The following is a 16,837-nucleotide window of genomic DNA, read 5'->3' as shown; positions in this document are numbered from 1 at the left end:
AGATGGAAAGAATAGCGGGTTGCCAAGAAGGCGACCTTAAAGATGGCTTTATCCAGGAGGGATTTAGTCAAACATACTTCAAGTAGAAGGATTATTACAATGCCTGTAATTGCAACAAATACAGCTGCTAACTCAGCAATTCGTTTTCTCAACAAAAATGCCTCAATGGCCGCTAACTCTGTGTCCAAGCTTTCTTCTGGTTCACGTATCGTACGTGCATCTGATGATGCTGCTGGTTTGGCGATTAGTACAAAACTAACCGCGGATACAACGGCACTTAAGCAAGCTGGTACCAATGCTGCACAGGCAGCATCGGTTCTTCAGGTTGCAGATGGTGGTCTTGCGCGTATCAGTGATGTTCTCCAACGTATGAAAGCTCTGACAGCTCAGGCGATTTCTGGTGCGGTTACTTCTGCAGAACGTGGATACATTAACGCTGAATATACGGCACTTAATTCAGAGGTTCAAGGTATTCTTGATACAACCACGTTTAATGGTAGTGAATTAATTAAAGGGGCTTACAACGAGAGTTTCTTTGTTGGTCTCGGTGCAAGTGGTGCTATTAATGCTATTGCTGCTGATTTGACAACTGGTGTAACTGTGACTGCACCTGGCGGTGGTACAACGGGTGCGACTAATGCGAACGCTAGTGCTGCGTCCGCATTGATTGATACGCAAATTGCAAACGTATCTACAGCACGTGCGACAGTTGGTGCCTTGATTTCCAGATTTGAAACGCGTGGTGATCAGATTGCAACGTCTGTTGAGAATATTGAAGCTGCCAACTCTGCAATTAAAGATGTGGATCTTGCTGCTGAGCAATCTCGTTTGGTTTCTGCCAATGTTCTGACCCAGGCAGCGGTATCCGCTGTGTCTCAGGCAAATCAGATTCCGCAAAGTCTATTGAGAGTTCTTCAGTAAAGTTATATACTGGGATCGGGCTAACCGATCCCAGTCTTTAATTTATAGTAGTTATTAAATCGATGAGTTTAGAGAGTGAAAGGAGAGGAAGATGTCTGATGTAACAATACAATCACAGCCTACCTACTCTGTCACAAAATCTACAGGGTCTTCCGTTAGTGTGACGAATAGTCAAGCAGCTGTAACAACTGCTTCTGTCGCACCAAGCGAACCATTGGCTAAAGCAGATTCTCAAACTCAAGGTATTGTTTCATTAGATTCTAATAATGTAGCTGAAAATGCAGAAGGCTCTTCTTCTGTTGGCGGTGCCACAGTATCATCCAATATTTTTACATATAGAGATAGCGATTCTGGTCGACTTGTCGTTAAAGTCATTGATGAAAACAATAACGCCGTTATCTCTGAGTTTCCGAGCAAGACAATGTTAGGGAATTACCCTAAGGCAAATATTTCTCCGGGCTCATTTAAAATCACCACAGATGCTTAATTGGAATACATCTTGCATTGGTAAGTAGAGATGTATTGATATGGAGTTAAGACATGGATGCTGGAAATTTAACTTTTGTAAACGGTAGTCCGAGAATTACTGGTCAGTATTCTGGGTTTGATACCAATGCTATTATTGAAGCATCTGTCCTTGCGAAACGTATTCCTGCTGTGCGTATGGAAAGTACAATCAAGGAAAATGATTTAAAGACAGCTTCTTATGGCGAGCTAAATACGTTACTGAAAAACTTACAAAATTCACTGAATGGGTTGAGAAATCCACCAGGTTTTAGCAGCATCGAAAATAATATTTTTGAGAATAAATCGGCTTTTCTAACATCCAGAACCACGACAGCTGCGACAGATTTGATAGGCGTGTCATCGAAAAATGATGCTGCTTCTGGTACCTATGAAGTAGAAATTTTACAAATTGCGACGGCCAATAAAATATCGTCAGGTGTCGTTGCTGACGCTACAGCGGCCCAAGGGGTGACGGATACAATCACTCTTGGTTTAGCGGGCGAAATTACCAAGGATATTTCTATTACCTCGGGGATGTCACTTAATGATATAGCGGAAGCAATCAACGGCGTTAAATCTGATACTGGGGTGAGAGCTTCGGTTATCAAGGTTTCAGATAATGATTTTCGTTTGATTCTTACCGCAGAAGAAACGGGTAAAGATGTTACGTTGTCTGGCGGGGGAAACTTCCTTTCTACTTTTGGTGATGGTTCTGTTTTAACGGAATTGGAAGCTGCTAATAAAGCGCAGATCAAAGTTGATGGTATTGCCACCGTTATTGAGCGTGATAGCAATGATATAGATGATGTGATTGAAGGGGTAACTCTTCAGTTGTATAAAGCTGAAGTTGGCAATAACATCAAGATAGAGCTTTCTAATAATCTTGGTGGTGTCAAAGAGGGAATTAACTCTTTTGTTGAAGCCTATAATGCCGTCCGAGATTTTGTCACTACTCAGCGTAATTACGATCCTACCAGTACCACATCTACACGACCTACTTTATATGGGGATGATATTGTTCGGCGTGCAGAGGATGCTCTAGGCTCTATTGTGAGTGAAGGTGCGAGTGGTGTCGCCAGTAATATTATCAACACACTTGGGCATATTGGTATTGATTTGGACGACGCGAACAAACTTACAATTAACGATACTGAATTGGACGCAGCTTTATTAAATAATCTGGACGGAGTTCGGAGTGTTTTTGAATACAAATTTGAAGCGGATGACAGTCGATTACAGATAGTAGCCAGAACAAAAGAATTAAATCTTGATGATTTTGAACTTGTAATTGATGGTGTTGATGGAAGTGGTGATATTACTGGAGCTTCCGTAACTGGGTACGGTAATGTCTTCGATGTAAATGGTACAACTTTGACAGGAAAAGCTGGTACTGAGTTTGAAGGTCTGACACTTGTTTATGTTGGTGAAGCTGGCAGTGGTGCTCAGAATATTCAGGTAAAAACATCGACGGGACTTGCGGAAAAATTTTATCAGGAACTCGATGGATTTGTTGACCCTGGTGATGGCTCTATTGCGACGAGATTAGAAGAATTAACTCTGGATAACAAAGATTTGAATTCAAGAATAACAGCAGTTGATGCCAGAATTGAATTGACTAGACAGTTTCTGGTGGAAAAATATTCGAGGCTAGAACAGGTGCTGGCGCAGGCGGATGCTATGCGTAAACAATTAGAAGCCCAGGCTAACGCGGGCAGTAGTTAATGTTTAAGAGGCGATTTTATGTACTCTAATCCTTATAGTAGAAATGCATATTCGCAAGCTTCTCAAAATGTGAGTCCAATGAAGGCGATTACTATGCTCTATGAAGGGGCAATTCGCTTGGTTTTGGAAGCAAAAAAGCATCACGAAGAAGGGGATTATGAAGCAAGATTTAAAGCAGTAGAAAAAGCTTCGCGCATTATCCTCGGTCTTCAGGGACAGCTGGATTTCGAGAATGGCGGTGAGATATCGCCTGTATTGCATCAGTTCTATGATAATCTGTTTATGAGGATGATGCAGATTAATTCAAGAAATCCAGAGGATGTCATTGAGGATGTTCTGGCTAGTTTAAAACAGATGAAAGAAACATGGGTAGAAGTTGGAAAGAAAACGGAAGCGGTGAAGGAAACTCAAGGTTCTTCAGTTGGTGTGAAGTCTCAAGATGTTGCTGAAAATAATCTTTCTTCAGGTAGTTCTTCTTTAAGTGTGTAAATCTTAAATCTAAAGATGGTGAATTTATTAATACGACTTCTTTTTATGAATAATGGCTCCTTGAGGGAGCCTTTTTTTGTTTCCGAAACGGCGGCATCATGACTAAATATATCATACTTGGGGCAGGTGGCTTTGGGCGTGAGCTTAGAGAGTATCTTGAGGATTGTTTGTTAAAGGGGGGGCTTAAAGGAGAGTTTTCGGGCTATTTAGACGATACATTGTCAAAAGAAACGCTGACAAAAAATGGTGATATGATCTTAGGGGGATTTGATGAGAATTTACCCATCAGTGAGTTTAAATTTTTAATTGGCCTGGGTGATCCCAAAAGCAGATCGAAAGTTTTTAATATATATAAGAATAAAGGAGCTTTTTTCGAAACATTGATCCATCCCAGTGCCTATAAATCGGCCTCAGCTGAGGTTTGTGAGGGAGGAATTTTATGCCCTTTTTCATTTCTAGGTTCTGGTGCATATGTAGGACAAAATTGCCTACTCAATATTTATTCGTCTGTTGGGCATGATAGTTGTCTGGGATCTCATTCTGTATTGTCTCCATACGCGACAGTAAATGGAGATGCTATTCTTCAAGACGAAATATTTCTTGGAACGAAAGCGGTTATAACCAAAAATTGTAAAGTTGGTGATGAGGTAAAGGTATCTGCTGGTTCTGTTGTTTATTCGGACCTTCCAAGTAGAACGATGGCTTTTGGTAACCCGGCGCGTATGAAAAAAAATACTTGATAATAGGCCCCTTTATACGTCATTGTTTTTATTAACCTTTCAAAACTAGAGTGCTATTGTTATGGAACTTATTTCTAAGAAAATGTCCAAAGATGACGCTCGTTTGCGCAAAGCATTAGATCTTGTTTTGTCTCAAAACTTCTTTGAAGCGATCCAGTTCTGTGAACAGTATTTGAGAAAAAAGAAAAATTCAGCTTTAAATTTTGTTTATGGACACGCTCTTATTCGAGTAAACCGTCAAGATGAAGCGCGAGTTCATCTGAAAAATATCAGTCTTAAAACTGTCAAAGATGCTTATTGTCTATATCAAATGGCTCATTTAGCTTACGAACTCGAAGAATATAATGATGCAATTGTATGTTATCAGAGAGCTGCGATTTACGAGAAAGGTTTTTGGGAAGCTTATTATAACCTCGGCAATGCCTTTAAGAAAATATTTAAGTACAAAGAAGCTAAAGAGGCTTATCTAAAAGCATTAAAGATTAACTCAACTTATATCGATTTACTCTATAATTTTGCTCAGGTTTTGGAAAGTTTGACTGAGCTTGACAATGCTGTGAGCTATTATAACAAGGTTTTGGGCATTAAAGCAGATGACTCTGGTGCTATTACTGGGATTGGTCGATGTTATTATCTCCAAAAAGGTTTCGAGGACGCGAAGCCTTTTTGGCTCAGGGCTCTTGAAATTAATCCTGTATCATATGAAGCCTATGACGCCATTGTAGGCGGGTACATCTCTCAGGGAGATTTTGTTCGTGCTCAAATTTTTTTGGATAAGGCCATTGATGCAGGAGTTCAGCACCAAACAGTTTTTCTTAATATGGCTCGTGTCCTTTATATGGGGGAAAATAACTCCAAATTAGCCAGAGAGGTTTTGACCCAAGCCGTGGAGTTCTATCCTAGGGTTGCCGAGTTATGGAATTTACTTCTTGGTATTATGATCGAAAATGCTGAATATGATGACGCTGAAAAAATCCTTAATGATCTTTTTTTAGAGGGCATGGAGGTTTGGTACTTAAAGCTTGGCATGTCTAAATTGCTGTTTGAAACATCACGTATCAATGAAGCAGAAGAAGTCGTAAAAGAAATTCTGGAATTAAAGCCTGATAACGGGGTTTTGATTAGCGCATTACTCGCGATGATGTCGTATAATCCTAAACACACCGCCGACGAACTTTTCTCTGCTCATAAACATTATGGTGCGTTACTTGAATCTGGTATTGGTAAAGCCGGGTTTCTTACTCCTAGAAAGTTTAAGAAAGAAGATGGCAAGCCTATTAAAGTAGGATATGTATCTCCGGATTTTAGAGATCATGCGACGAGTAGGTTTATTGAACCAATTATTGCTAACCATGATAGAGATAAGTTCCATGTCACTTTATATTCCGGTAATAAAATAGAGGATAAAGTGACTGTTCGGTTAAAAGAATATGCTAATGCATGGTGCAATACCAATATTTATGATGATTTTCAGTTAGCTCAAAAATTCCAAGAAGATGAAATTGATATTCTGGTTGATCTGGCGGGGCATACTCCGGGCAACAGATTGGGAGCTTTTGGATATAAACCTTGCCCTGTGCAAGTAAGTTTTGTTGGTTATCCTTATACAACGGGAATGAAATCTATTGATTATTATTTTGCGAATGAAACATTAGTGCCGCGAGATAATACGAAGTATTTTGTAGAAAAGGTTCTATATCTGCCCTTTAATAATAAATCGATAAGGGAGTCAAAAGTACATTGGCTTCCGGATGGGATCGGACCCGTTGAGAACAGTCCTAATATAGAAAAGGGGTACTTCACTTTTGGCTGTTTTAATCGCTTAGAAAAAATATCAGAAGAGTTGCTTTTTGCTTGGATTGAAATACTTAAAAGAGTCCCTAACTCAAAGCTTATTTTGAAGAATAGAAACTTTGATAGCAAAAAAACTCGGTCAGAGTTTATTGCCCGGTTCTGTGAAAAGGGAATTGAGCAAGATAGGTTGGATTTTAGGGGAAGTTCAGATCTTCGAACTTATCTAGAAACTTTTAACGAAATTGATATAGGATTAGACACCTACCCCTATAATGGTAGTACTGTTTCCTTTGATTCACTGGCCATGTGTGTCTCTTTCATAACGCTTTCTGGAGAGGGAGCGCAATCAAGGATAGGTATGTTACTTAACAAATCTAGAGGGTTAGAGATTTGTAATGCCAGTAGTTTTGATGATTATATTAATAAAGCTGTTTCCTTGGTAAACTCGCCCGATATTCTTGCTATGCATAGGAAAGAGCATATTAGAAGATTAGCGAATGCGGCATTCGATTATACAGTTATGCCGCTTGAAGAGTTATTTGAAACTGTAATTAATCAGAAAGGCTAAATTATTTATCTTGTAGGGCCTAGTTTTGAGCGCAAGAATTCATTTCTTGTGTGGTTCTAAGTAAGAGTGGCTTTTTATTCTTGTTTCAATATTAGAAATTATTTTTTCATGGCGTTTAATAAATGTATCTGTGTTCAGAAACGCTGGTACATTTTTTATAGCGATTTTTGTTTTTCTTCGAATTTCTGCCCGTAACTCTTTCTTTGTAATCAATTCGCTCAATATTTCTGAATACTGTTTGTTGGTGTAGCTCACTTGAGCATTCATACCTATTGCTATATTTAGTGCTGCAGCTTGCATGGCTCTTTGTGATGAACCCGATTTAACTATTGTAGGGAGCCCTGCGATGAAAGCATCTAAAACTGAAGTTGCTCCAGTAAAGGGAAAAGAATCTAGGTAAATATCGCCTATTGTTAGAAGAGAGTTTACCTCATTGTAGTGTTCCCGAGGAGGGAGGACAAAAACTCTTTTGGGCGAGATATGCTGTTCAACACAAAGTTGATGTAGATATTCTTCAAAAATCCTTTGGGAATACTTGTCTGTCCACAAGGGGTTGTAGGGAAACAAAACAAGGACAGTTTCATTATTTTTTTTCATAACTTGTAACCAGAGAGTTATAACTTCTCTGGAGAGCTTTGCCTGGCTACTGCCGTTTATTAGGACGACTTGTTTTTTTTCAATACCAATCTCCTCACGTGTAATATCGGTAGAAATATTTCCTTTTCGACCTTTGTAGTCAAAACAGTGGTTACTTCCTACATTAAGTATCAGCTTTTCTGTGAAATGTGTTTGAGCGTCTTTGGGCTCCATTTCTGGTGTAGATATGACGTAATCTATGCACGATAACCCTGATGTTTGTGGGCTTATGGCTGTGGTTAAGAGTTGGGTTCGTGCCAATCGATAAGGGGTTAAGGTGTTTTCAAAGCTTAAAAAGTAATTAGAGGGGACGCCTGAAAAAGAAAAATAATCGAGTTTGTAGCTTCTAATCATATTAACAACTTCTTTTGTTGCAAGATTTCTATGATTTTCTTGGCCTAGAGGATAAAAATCTTTGCATGAAAGGCTATGTATATGATCAAAAGATGAGAGAAAGTATGTCTCGAACTCTTTGTCTATAGTTTTCTTTGTTGGTATTCGGAATAGATGGGTTTCGAACTTTTCCGGATTAAGAAGTCTAAAATGTGAAAGCCAAATGCTGGTTTCAGGAGTTGGTTCAACCTTTGTAATTACCAGGCCAACAGATATTTTCTTTTTTTCTGCTCCTCCAACAATAAAATCATGATTTAGCTGAGGAAGTTTTGCGGAGTGAAATTTGATGTAATGTTCAACGATTTGGCCTCTGAGTTGATATAGTTTTTTTAGACTGCGGTCAGTCATGTTTATCCCAATATAAATGGTAGTACACCATTTCAGGATGTGTTTTTTCTTTTCTTGGTCAGTTGTGGTCTCAAGAAAGTTCAAAATATGGGATAAAATTGATTCATAATAATCGTGCAGTGTGTCTGCTTCTTCGGGGCTGAAAAGCATTTGGGGATAGTTAAGTAAAAAAATGATATACATTCGTGCGGCAGAAGGAGTGATAGTTTCAAAATCAGCAACTAAATGTATTTGATGAGTCTTAGCAGCATAATGGGCATAATAAAAAAGCCCGAGTATCAGAAGTAACTTTACTTTTTGATTCGAGTTTTTACTGCTTTTGTAAAGTGTTACAACTTTTTTAATAAAATTTTCTTCTTCGCTTGTGAGTTTATAAACACTGGCTAGTAAATAAAATTTATAACGATACCAATAGACAGGTAGTTGCGACGTGCTAGAACTTTCGCCTGTTATCTCATTTTCTATTTCAGATAAGGTTGAATTATGCCAGCGATTTGCTACCTGAAGTCTTTCTGTGCGCCATTTGTTCAGATTGTAAATACTTATGTTTTTGCGCGTTTTTTGTCTCTGATCTAGAGCATATTTTTGTAATGGCATTATCGCTCTTAGGCTGACTTGTTAATAGCGCCAAGGTTTTGTAGGCGCTTGTGTGATGCATAATTTATATGCAGGGTGTAAGACATTTTTTTTAGCATATTTATAACTAGGGCGGTAGGGAGTTTAGATCTAATCGATAATACTTTGTCGACTATAATTTTATTATCTTCATTATATCGCAGTTGAGATAAAGAATGGGTAACGATTGTTCATCTTTTTCAGTTGTTGGAAAAGTGTTGCTTAATAGAGGTGGATTCTGAAATATATAAATATAGTAAGAGGCTGACATAAATAACTTTTTCTTGTTATCTATGTCAGCCCTTTGATGAATATGAAGGGGAGCTCGCACTAACCCTAATTATCTTCCGGACCTTATCTTGGCCAAGGCTTCCTGCTTTATGAGGAGTGTCGGTATCAAGTATGGCAAGCGATCCTGCAGCCCCTGTAAGTGGGATCACCTCATCTTTATGATAATGTATAATATTGTTTATTTCTTGAACTGGATTTCCTTTTTCCCGCCATTCTTTTCGTTTTATGAGAGACTTATGTTGTTGTTGCGGAACGACCCACGTCGGCCCGCAGTCTTCATCTATATCGGATAAGAAAAAAAAGAATTTGAGCATATGTATTTTGTCAAAATGTAAAGAATATGGAAGTTCGTTGGAATGAGCGGGTGTCTCTGTACTTTTGACATTAAAAATATGTTGTATAAAAAAATCATCAACACCAAAGAAATTGAGCGTAATTTTTTGGATTAGTGGGGTCGACATGAGGTCGATTTGAGCTGTAAATGGAGATTGCTTTAAATTGTCTTCCGAGACAGCGATTACATCCATATATTCGCGGCAACCATGTTCATAAAATCCGGTACTGTAATTGCGTTTAATTATCGTATCGAATTCTTTGTTTAATTTATTGAGTTTTTTCGAAGCTATAAAGTTAGGGATAATGCAGAAGCCATGTTTTTTGACAGCTTCTGTAATCTCAAGTGATGAATTAAGTTTGTCTTTGGCGTAACTCATAATATATCTCAGCAAAATTATTTTACGAGCAATGCTATAATGATATATATTTGAATTTACGGTGTAAATCATAAATATACTTTCTGGTCTGCAGTTGTCTACAAGACGTTTTTTGTGAAAAAATAGTGCGGAATTTTGGAAGAATATTTTTACTTATTATGAACTGGTGAAACTTACGTTGAAAATTATTGGCTTAGTAAAAATTATTGATGTCGTGATGGTTCCGTTGGTTTTTTTTGCGGCTTTGCTGTTAAAAAAAATTAGAACTTTGGGCGTTGATAAGTTTCCTTTGTCAAAGATGATGCTAATGAAGGTTGGGGTTTTTCCGGTTACAAATCACTATTATGAACCGCAGTTTGATATTCGCGAGCTTAAGTGGCCTTTGGATGTTGAGAGAAATTTGCCCGGTATAAATTGGCGGTATGAAGAACAGCTTAGCCTTTGTAAATCATTAGTTTTTTCTGATGAGCTGAAAAACATTCCAATGCAAAGAACTGCGAATATCGAATTTCATTTTAATAATTCTTTTTTTGAATCTGGCGATGCTGAATTTTGGTATCAAATAATAAGATTAAAAAAGCCAAGAAAAATTATAGAAATCGGTAGTGGTAGCTCAACTTTAATGGCTCAAAAAGCCATTAATCAAAACAAGTATGACGATCCTGATTATACCTGCAGCCATGTTTGTATAGAACCCCATGAGAGGCCGTGGTTAGAGGAGGTCGGGGTGACTGTTATCAGATCATTAGTTGAAGATATTGATTTGTCATTTTTTTCACAACTAGAGAAGAATGACATTCTTTTTATTGATTCTTCACATGTTATCAGGCCCCAAGGAGATGTTCTTTTCGAATACCTGCAATTATTGCCTGAACTTAATCAAGGTGTGATTGTACATATTCATGATATATTCTCTCCTCGGAACTATCCTAAAGATTGGTTGTCCTCTCGTGTTTTGTTTTGGAATGAGCAGTACCTACTTGAGGCATTTTTGACGCATAATGAGAGCTGGAAAATTATTGGGGCATTAAATTATCTTCATCATAATAGTTATGAAGAATTGCATGGTGTGTGCCCGTATTTAGTCCCTGAAAGAGAGCCGGGATCGTTTTATATTCAAAAGGTAAGCTAATTTTTACGTATTTCTTTGTATATACATTTATCCTACAGGCTGTAGGCCGTTCAATTATAATATGTCTGGGGAATTTTGAATAGTTTACTGTAATGTTTTGATATTGTTGTGTTTTTAGCTTAGTATATGGTGTCTAGGCCATGTTTAAGGATGTCGTCTGTGTTTAGTTTGAACCCATTTTTTCTCTCGAACTCGTATGAAGATATCCGGCATGGAAACTTGTATTCCTTTTTGTCTGCGCAGAATGGCAAGAAGGTAATCGTTAGTGATAAGTTATCTTCGGATATCTCTTTCCTTCTCTCCGGCTGGGAAGAGGTATTAGATGATGAATGGCATTTGGTTACTCTTGAGCAGTGTCATTTAGATGAGCTTGTTAGTCCTTTTAGCTTTTGCAAAACGAATACTTACTCGGTAGAGAGTTTTTTAGGGGAGGTGCCTATGTTTATGCCTCTAAGAAGCTTTTGTATTCATCAAATTCTCAAAAAAATATCGCCTGATTTTGTTTTGGTTGTTGGAAGCCCAGGACTTGTCTACTTTTCTTTGTTATCTACTCAACAGGGGGGATACCTCTCTGGGACTAATTTTATTCTCGTTAATCCTGTGTCAGTAGCTCAGTCTCTTGAAATGAAAAAACAATTACCAGCTGGTCGTACAGAGATAGAATTAAACGCGATGGAAAGGGATTCGTTTAAGCGATTTGATCTGGTATTTGATACTAGAGGAGACGACTTTTATACGTGGTCACTTGCTGCAGGATGGAATAACTCTAACCTGTATGTCGAGTGTGAAAAGAAAAGTATACCTCCTACTAATCGCCAAAGAAATTTTGATAAGCTCAACTTTAATCAGAAAAAAAATACTCCTCCCTTAATTACGGTTTGTTTAACTAGTTACAATCGACCAGAAATGCTTTCGGAGGCATTGCGTAGTCTGACGTTACAGTCTGACGATATTTTTGAGGTTATCGTTGTCGATGATGGAAGTAGCACAAAAAATAAAAAACAGGTTCAATCTCTGGAAAAACAGTACAAAAAAGATGGTTGGCGGTTTTTTTATCAAGTGAATAAAGGCCCCGGAGCGGCTCGTAATTTTGCAGCCTCAATGTCTATGGGGACACATTTACTTTTTATGGATGACGACAATTGGGCTCTTTCGAACGAACTTTCCTTATTTAGGAGGGCGGCCATATCTTCGGATGCTGATATTTATACCTGTATTCCTGGGTGGCATCCGGATTCAGAGATTTCTTCTGGTACTGAGGTTTCTGTAAAGTGTGATGAGGATGTTTATGACAGTGTATTTGCAGATTGGTTACCGCTAGGCGGACATGCTGATCTGGGTGTCTTTATTAATTGTTATGGGGATACAAATGCCCTTTATAAAAAAAGTTCGTTTCTGAGCTTGGAGGGCTATGACGAGAGTAATGATTATATTCTTGAAGATATGGAATTGTTTACACGTTCTGTGAACCATGGTTACAGGTTAGAAGTTGTGCCTGAAATTTTGTTTCTTTATCGAAAGCATCGTAATTCGCGAACTGCGCTCGATCAGCCCGTGTTCGCGTCTCACATCAAGACACTTACAAGCTTTTCTTCTCAAATATCTATTACTTTATGGCCTTTATTATTATGTTTAAGAAAAGGTTTCTTTGATCGTCACAATGAAATAACTCAATCGTTAAGCGAAAACCTGGAAACGGGAGTTGGTGAATGGATAGAGATTAATGATGATAACCCCAAAGTACGACTTGTTGAGTTTGAGCGGCGGGAAGAAGGTTGGGGACCAAGAAATGCTGGCTCAGAGATTTATTTCAATATAACCAATGCGGGGAAAAGCAATAGTTTCCTTTTAGAATGTAAAGGTAGGGAACTTTTACTGACTATTGGAGGGAAAGTATACGTTCCTGAGATAAAGGATTGTGATAAAATGCAACTTACGGAATGTCGGCTTCACCCTGGTGCGTTGAATAGTAATGGCGAAACTCGAATTATTTTTGATGGGGGAGGGGATGTTGTAATCCGTCGTTTTGCCGTTATGCAGACGGAGTAGGGGGATGAGAAGCAAACCAATTCAGGATAATGAAATCCTTTTTTGTGGCAAGCATGTTATTGGTTCCGAAGAGAATCTTCGGGCTCTGTATGTTATACTCGGGACGATTATAAATACAGAAGTGGGGTTCGCGAAAGGCTTTGATCCTGAAAGCTTTGCTGAAATAAGAATTTATTGTCAGCGCCATTCTTATAACTTTACTGAATCATTTGAGCTCGTACCCGTAAATATATTTTCGGTATCAAAAAAGCTCATTATCAAAAAAGAAGAATTATTTTGGGAAAAAATAAGACCACTAATATCGCCAGGTTATTTTCCGCAAACTATAGATGGTAATATAAAGTGTTCTGTTCCGTACACGGATAATGCAGCAGAAGGTATTATTACATTAAATCAAGTACAGGCTAAATTCTTCCGAAATACACCTAACCTTACTTTAAATAGTGAGCCTGGTCGGGCGAAGAAATACTTCGAATATAAAGACGAGAAACCAGCCGAGGATAACTTCTTCCATCATTTGGGATATAATATTTTGGGGCCGCTGTTTTTCACATATGGGGTGTGGGTGCTTAAGAATCAGACAAACTCGAAGTGTTATGGAGTCATGCGCGAAGGCGGGTTTCTGAGTAAAGTTGTTTCTCAACTTGGAGGAGATGTTGGTCCCAATTTATATCTTAGCCGATTGTCTACTGTTAAAGCTGTTTTGGCAGATCCTTCCGAGGTTGTTGCTCTAGAAAATTTTCTTGTTAGGAGTAGAGTTGAACCTGCATCTCTAAATTTACTCCTTGAGCAACTAGATCTTAAATGTGGTGATAACTTACCTTTTTCGCCTGAAACTTTAGTAACCGCTGAAAATGTAACTAAAGTAATTTCCTGGTTAAACAAAGGAGATATTCTTGAACAGCGTATTGCGAAATCGGAGCGTTGTAGGGCAAATTTACTTCACCATATATTTACTAGAACCGGAGATGTTGATGAACTCAATCTTCTTGATATGGGCTATGCTGGTAATATCTTGAGTAATTTATCTAAAGTATTTGCAGCTACAGATACTCCAATAACTTTAAAAGGTAATTTCCTTGTTTCCAGTGTCGGGGCTGTTTGGGCACAGAATAACAACTGTATTATCAGGGGGTATTTGTCTCAGAATGGTGCGCCAGTAAGTTTCAGTCGGAAATATTTAAGGACTCCCGAGTTGTTAGAGTTGTGTTGCTCTTGTCAGGAAGGGACGACTTTGGGGTATGAGGGGGACGGGAAAGCTGTTTGTGTGGCTCCACCATTACCTGACTGGCAATATAAGGAAATTTTTGATGTGCAGGCAGGAGTATTGACTTTTATTCGCCATTGGAAGGAAAAGTACTGTATTGCCGAAAAGACTAAAAGTGATGAGTTTGAAGGTATTCATGAAACAAAACAGTTGCAAGATAGTTTATCAAGGTTGATTGAAGAACCCAGCTATGAAGAAGCAAGACACCTCGGTAACTGGTTCTATGATGAGAGTTTAAGAGATGGGCAACTGTTTAAGCTCTATGGGAATTATAAAAGTATTGCTGTCAAAAAAAATACTCGCTCTCATGTTTATTGGCCTCAAGCTGCAGAAATGATGCGGGCACATGAGAAATAAAATTCTCCAAATTGAAAAGCTGATTAACAAGAATGAAATTAAAGTAATTTCAGTAGATGTCTTTGATACTTTGTTACTCAGAACAACTCAGCCAGAATTAATGCGATTCAAGGATTTTTCTCAGGAGCAGTACAAACAAATTACTTTGGATAATAGTGTTACGCGGGATGAGCTCTATTTTGCTCGGTTAAAGGTTGGTCGAGAGTTATTCAGTAAAGCGAAGCGAGAGGGTGGCTGTTATGAAGTTACTTATAAAGAGTGGATGAAGACAGTCTTGCAAGGAGGTAGAGAGGGGAGGGTTGATGATAAAATTGTACAGCACTGTTTGGATATTGAATTAGCTCTTGAACAACAAATGCTTAAACTAAATAAGTCTCTCTGGCTTTATTTGGAAACTTTGCGATCAAGAGGACATAAAATTGTGCTTTGTAGCGATATGTATTTGGGTGCTAAGTCTATTAATTATTTATTGCGAAGTTTTGTCGGGGCAGATTTACCTTACACAACTTTTGTTAGTAGTGAATGGCAAAAAACGAAAAGAGCTGGCAGTTTGTATCGGGCGATGATGCTTGAATTGGAAGTCGAAGCGGAGAACGTACTCCATATCGGTGACAATTGGATATCTGACATACTGGTCCCGTCTAATTTGGGCATCCACACAATACATACACCAAGGAGTTTTAGTTGGGGCATTGTGCATAGGATACGAGCATTTTTTTATCGGTTTTATGTCAATTATAAAGCACAAATATGAGGTTCGTTTTCGATGTTAAATTGTCAAATTTTTAACGTCATTTATGGCATTACTAATAAGGTTAGTTATTAAGCTTCAAATTAACTTATTGATAGTAGGGAAAGCTTTGATTTATCCGGTTATACTCTCTGGTGGTGTGGGGAGCCGTCTTTGGCCTGTCTCGCGTGTTAGTCGCCCCAAACAATTTTTAGCACTTTCTTCGGATAATCCCTTAATTGTCGATACAGCTGAAAGAGTTCTTTCTGAAGGTTTTTATGCTCCGACTGTTGTGTGCAATGTTGAACATCGATTTTTAGTTGGAGAGAGTTTCTCTCAGGCAGGGATAGTACCTCGAGCAATACTTCTTGAGCCAGAAGCACGAGATACTGCGGCAGCTATTGTTTCTGCGGCATATTCAATCTTTCTGGATGATCCTGATGCTATTGTTCTAGCTATGCCATCTGATCATTCCATTAAAAAATGTGAAATTTTTAGCCGTGCGATCTTAGATGCACAGAATGCTACAGAGCATGGTAAAATTGTAACCTTCGGAATTGAGCCGACGCATCCTGAAACTGGATATGGATATATTGAGGCAGGAGAATATTTTGATGACGATAAGAACATAAGACATGTTGTGAATTTTCATGAAAAACCTAATTTGAAGACGGCTTCTGAGTATATCGCTACAGATTACTACAGCTGGAATTCAGGTATTTTCATGTTCAAAGCCAGTAGCTTGATAGATACGGTTAATGAATTAGATCCTGATTACATAAAGAATATTAAAGCTTCAGTCGAGAATGCAAAGTTTGATTTAGACTTTATTCGCCTAGAGAAAAAGGCATTTTCGATATTACCAAAAAGCTCGTTTGATGTTGCGGTGATGGAAAAAACTGATCAAGCGGTGGTTATTCCTGTTGATATGGGGTGGAGTGATGTTGGTTCTTGGCGTTCCTTATGGGACGTCTCTAAAAAAGATGATAAGGGTAATGTATGTGTTGGAGGCGCTGAATTACTTGATTGCTCTGGGTCGTTGGCATGGAATGAAGATGGTGGAATTACAACAATGGTGGGGGTAGAAGAACTTGTTGTTGTTGTAAGTGATGGCTCTGTCCTTGTGGTAAATAAAAACAAGGCAGAGAAAGTCAAAGACCTTGTTAGTCGTTTGGAAAAGAATAAAACAAAAAACTATCTGCAAGCACGCACAATTTATCGTCCTTGGGGCTATTATCAGTCTCTTGATTCAGGGGAAGGATATTTAGTTAAGCGCATTTCAGTCAAGGTCGGAGCTCGATTGTCTTTACAGTATCATTTTCATAGAGCCGAACACTGGGTTGTCGTTTCTGGGATCGCGAAGGTAACCCGCGGAGAAGATGTTTTTGTCCTCAAATCTAATCAATCCACTTATCTGCCAATGGAAACAATTCATAGGCTTGAGAATATTGGTGACGTAAATTTGGTTTTAATAGAGGTTCAGACAGGAGAGCATTTAAGTGAAGATGACATTGTTCGGCTGGAAGATGTTTATGGTCGTTATATTGAAAATGAAAGCGTGTAAG

At 38.4% G+C, this 16,837-nt stretch carries 13 protein-coding genes; 11 read left to right on the top strand and 2 right to left on the bottom strand.

The annotated features are described in order from the left end of the window. Nucleotides 1-99: 99 nt before the first annotated feature. From ACN0QW_RS07495 to ACN0QW_RS07470, 6 genes are all read left to right on the top strand, one after another. The gene (locus ACN0QW_RS07495) at nt 100-921 is read left to right on the top strand and encodes a flagellin (RefSeq protein ID WP_417430186.1); all 822 of its coding nucleotides are present in this window, start codon (nt 100-102) and stop codon (nt 919-921) included. Between the two features lie 91 nt (nt 922-1,012). Then, nucleotides 1,013-1,408: a flagellar protein FlaG gene (locus ACN0QW_RS07490; protein ID WP_417430184.1), complete on the top strand. Its 396-nt coding sequence runs from the start codon at nt 1,013-1,015 to the stop codon at nt 1,406-1,408. Nucleotides 1,409-1,461: 53 nt separating this feature from the next. Then, complete coding sequence (gene fliD / locus ACN0QW_RS07485; protein WP_417430182.1) at nt 1,462-3,150, top strand: flagellar filament capping protein FliD; 1,689 nt, start codon at nt 1,462-1,464, stop codon at nt 3,148-3,150. A gap of 18 nt (nt 3,151-3,168) precedes the next feature. Further along, nucleotides 3,169-3,639: a flagellar export chaperone FliS gene (gene fliS / locus ACN0QW_RS07480; protein ID WP_417430180.1), complete on the top strand. Its 471-nt coding sequence runs from the start codon at nt 3,169-3,171 to the stop codon at nt 3,637-3,639. A gap of 98 nt (nt 3,640-3,737) precedes the next feature. Continuing rightward, nucleotides 3,738-4,379, top strand: coding sequence for a hypothetical protein (locus ACN0QW_RS07475; protein ID WP_417430178.1), 642 nt, complete (start codon nt 3,738-3,740; stop codon nt 4,377-4,379). Nucleotides 4,380-4,440: 61 nt separating this feature from the next. Next, nucleotides 4,441-6,741, top strand: coding sequence for a tetratricopeptide repeat protein (locus ACN0QW_RS07470; RefSeq protein WP_417430176.1), 2,301 nt, complete (start codon nt 4,441-4,443; stop codon nt 6,739-6,741). Nucleotides 6,742-6,780: 39 nt separating this feature from the next. On the opposite strand, the gene ACN0QW_RS07465 is transcribed toward ACN0QW_RS07470, so the two are convergent. After that, nucleotides 6,781-8,715, bottom strand: coding sequence for a hypothetical protein (locus ACN0QW_RS07465; RefSeq protein WP_417430174.1), 1,935 nt, complete (start codon nt 8,713-8,715; stop codon nt 6,781-6,783). Between the two features lie 314 nt (nt 8,716-9,029). Then, nucleotides 9,030-9,737 (bottom strand): phytanoyl-CoA dioxygenase family protein, encoded by a 708-nt coding sequence (locus ACN0QW_RS07460; RefSeq protein WP_417430172.1) that lies wholly within the window; start codon nt 9,735-9,737, stop codon nt 9,030-9,032. A gap of 178 nt (nt 9,738-9,915) precedes the next feature. On the opposite strand from ACN0QW_RS07460, the gene ACN0QW_RS07455 reads away from it, so the two are divergent. From ACN0QW_RS07455 to ACN0QW_RS07435, 5 genes are all read left to right on the top strand, one after another. Beyond that, complete coding sequence (locus tag ACN0QW_RS07455) at nt 9,916-10,869, top strand: class I SAM-dependent methyltransferase (RefSeq protein WP_417430170.1); 954 nt, start codon at nt 9,916-9,918, stop codon at nt 10,867-10,869. A gap of 231 nt (nt 10,870-11,100) precedes the next feature. Further along, the gene (locus ACN0QW_RS07450; protein ID WP_417430168.1) at nt 11,101-12,918 is read left to right on the top strand and encodes a glycosyltransferase family 2 protein; all 1,818 of its coding nucleotides are present in this window, start codon (nt 11,101-11,103) and stop codon (nt 12,916-12,918) included. 4 nt (nt 12,919-12,922) lie between these two features. Continuing rightward, entirely contained in the window at nt 12,923-14,542 is a 1,620-nt protein-coding gene (locus ACN0QW_RS07445) for a hypothetical protein (protein WP_417430166.1), read from the top strand. Continuing rightward, complete coding sequence (locus ACN0QW_RS07440) at nt 14,532-15,296, top strand: HAD family hydrolase (RefSeq protein WP_417430164.1); 765 nt, start codon at nt 14,532-14,534, stop codon at nt 15,294-15,296. Before ACN0QW_RS07445 ends, ACN0QW_RS07440 begins: the two co-directional genes overlap by 11 nt. 43 nt (nt 15,297-15,339) lie before the next feature. Further along, nucleotides 15,340-16,836 (top strand): mannose-1-phosphate guanylyltransferase/mannose-6-phosphate isomerase, encoded by a 1,497-nt coding sequence (locus ACN0QW_RS07435; RefSeq protein WP_417430162.1) that lies wholly within the window; start codon nt 15,340-15,342, stop codon nt 16,834-16,836. Nucleotide 16,837 lies beyond the last annotated feature (1 nt).

Origin of the sequence: Kiloniella sp. (genome assembly GCF_048259265.1) — a bacterium.
Lineage (GTDB): Bacteria > Pseudomonadota > Alphaproteobacteria > Kiloniellales > Kiloniellaceae > Kiloniella.
The sequence above is the reverse complement of the archived record's forward strand: the minus strand, read 5'-3'. Positions and strand labels throughout refer to the sequence as shown.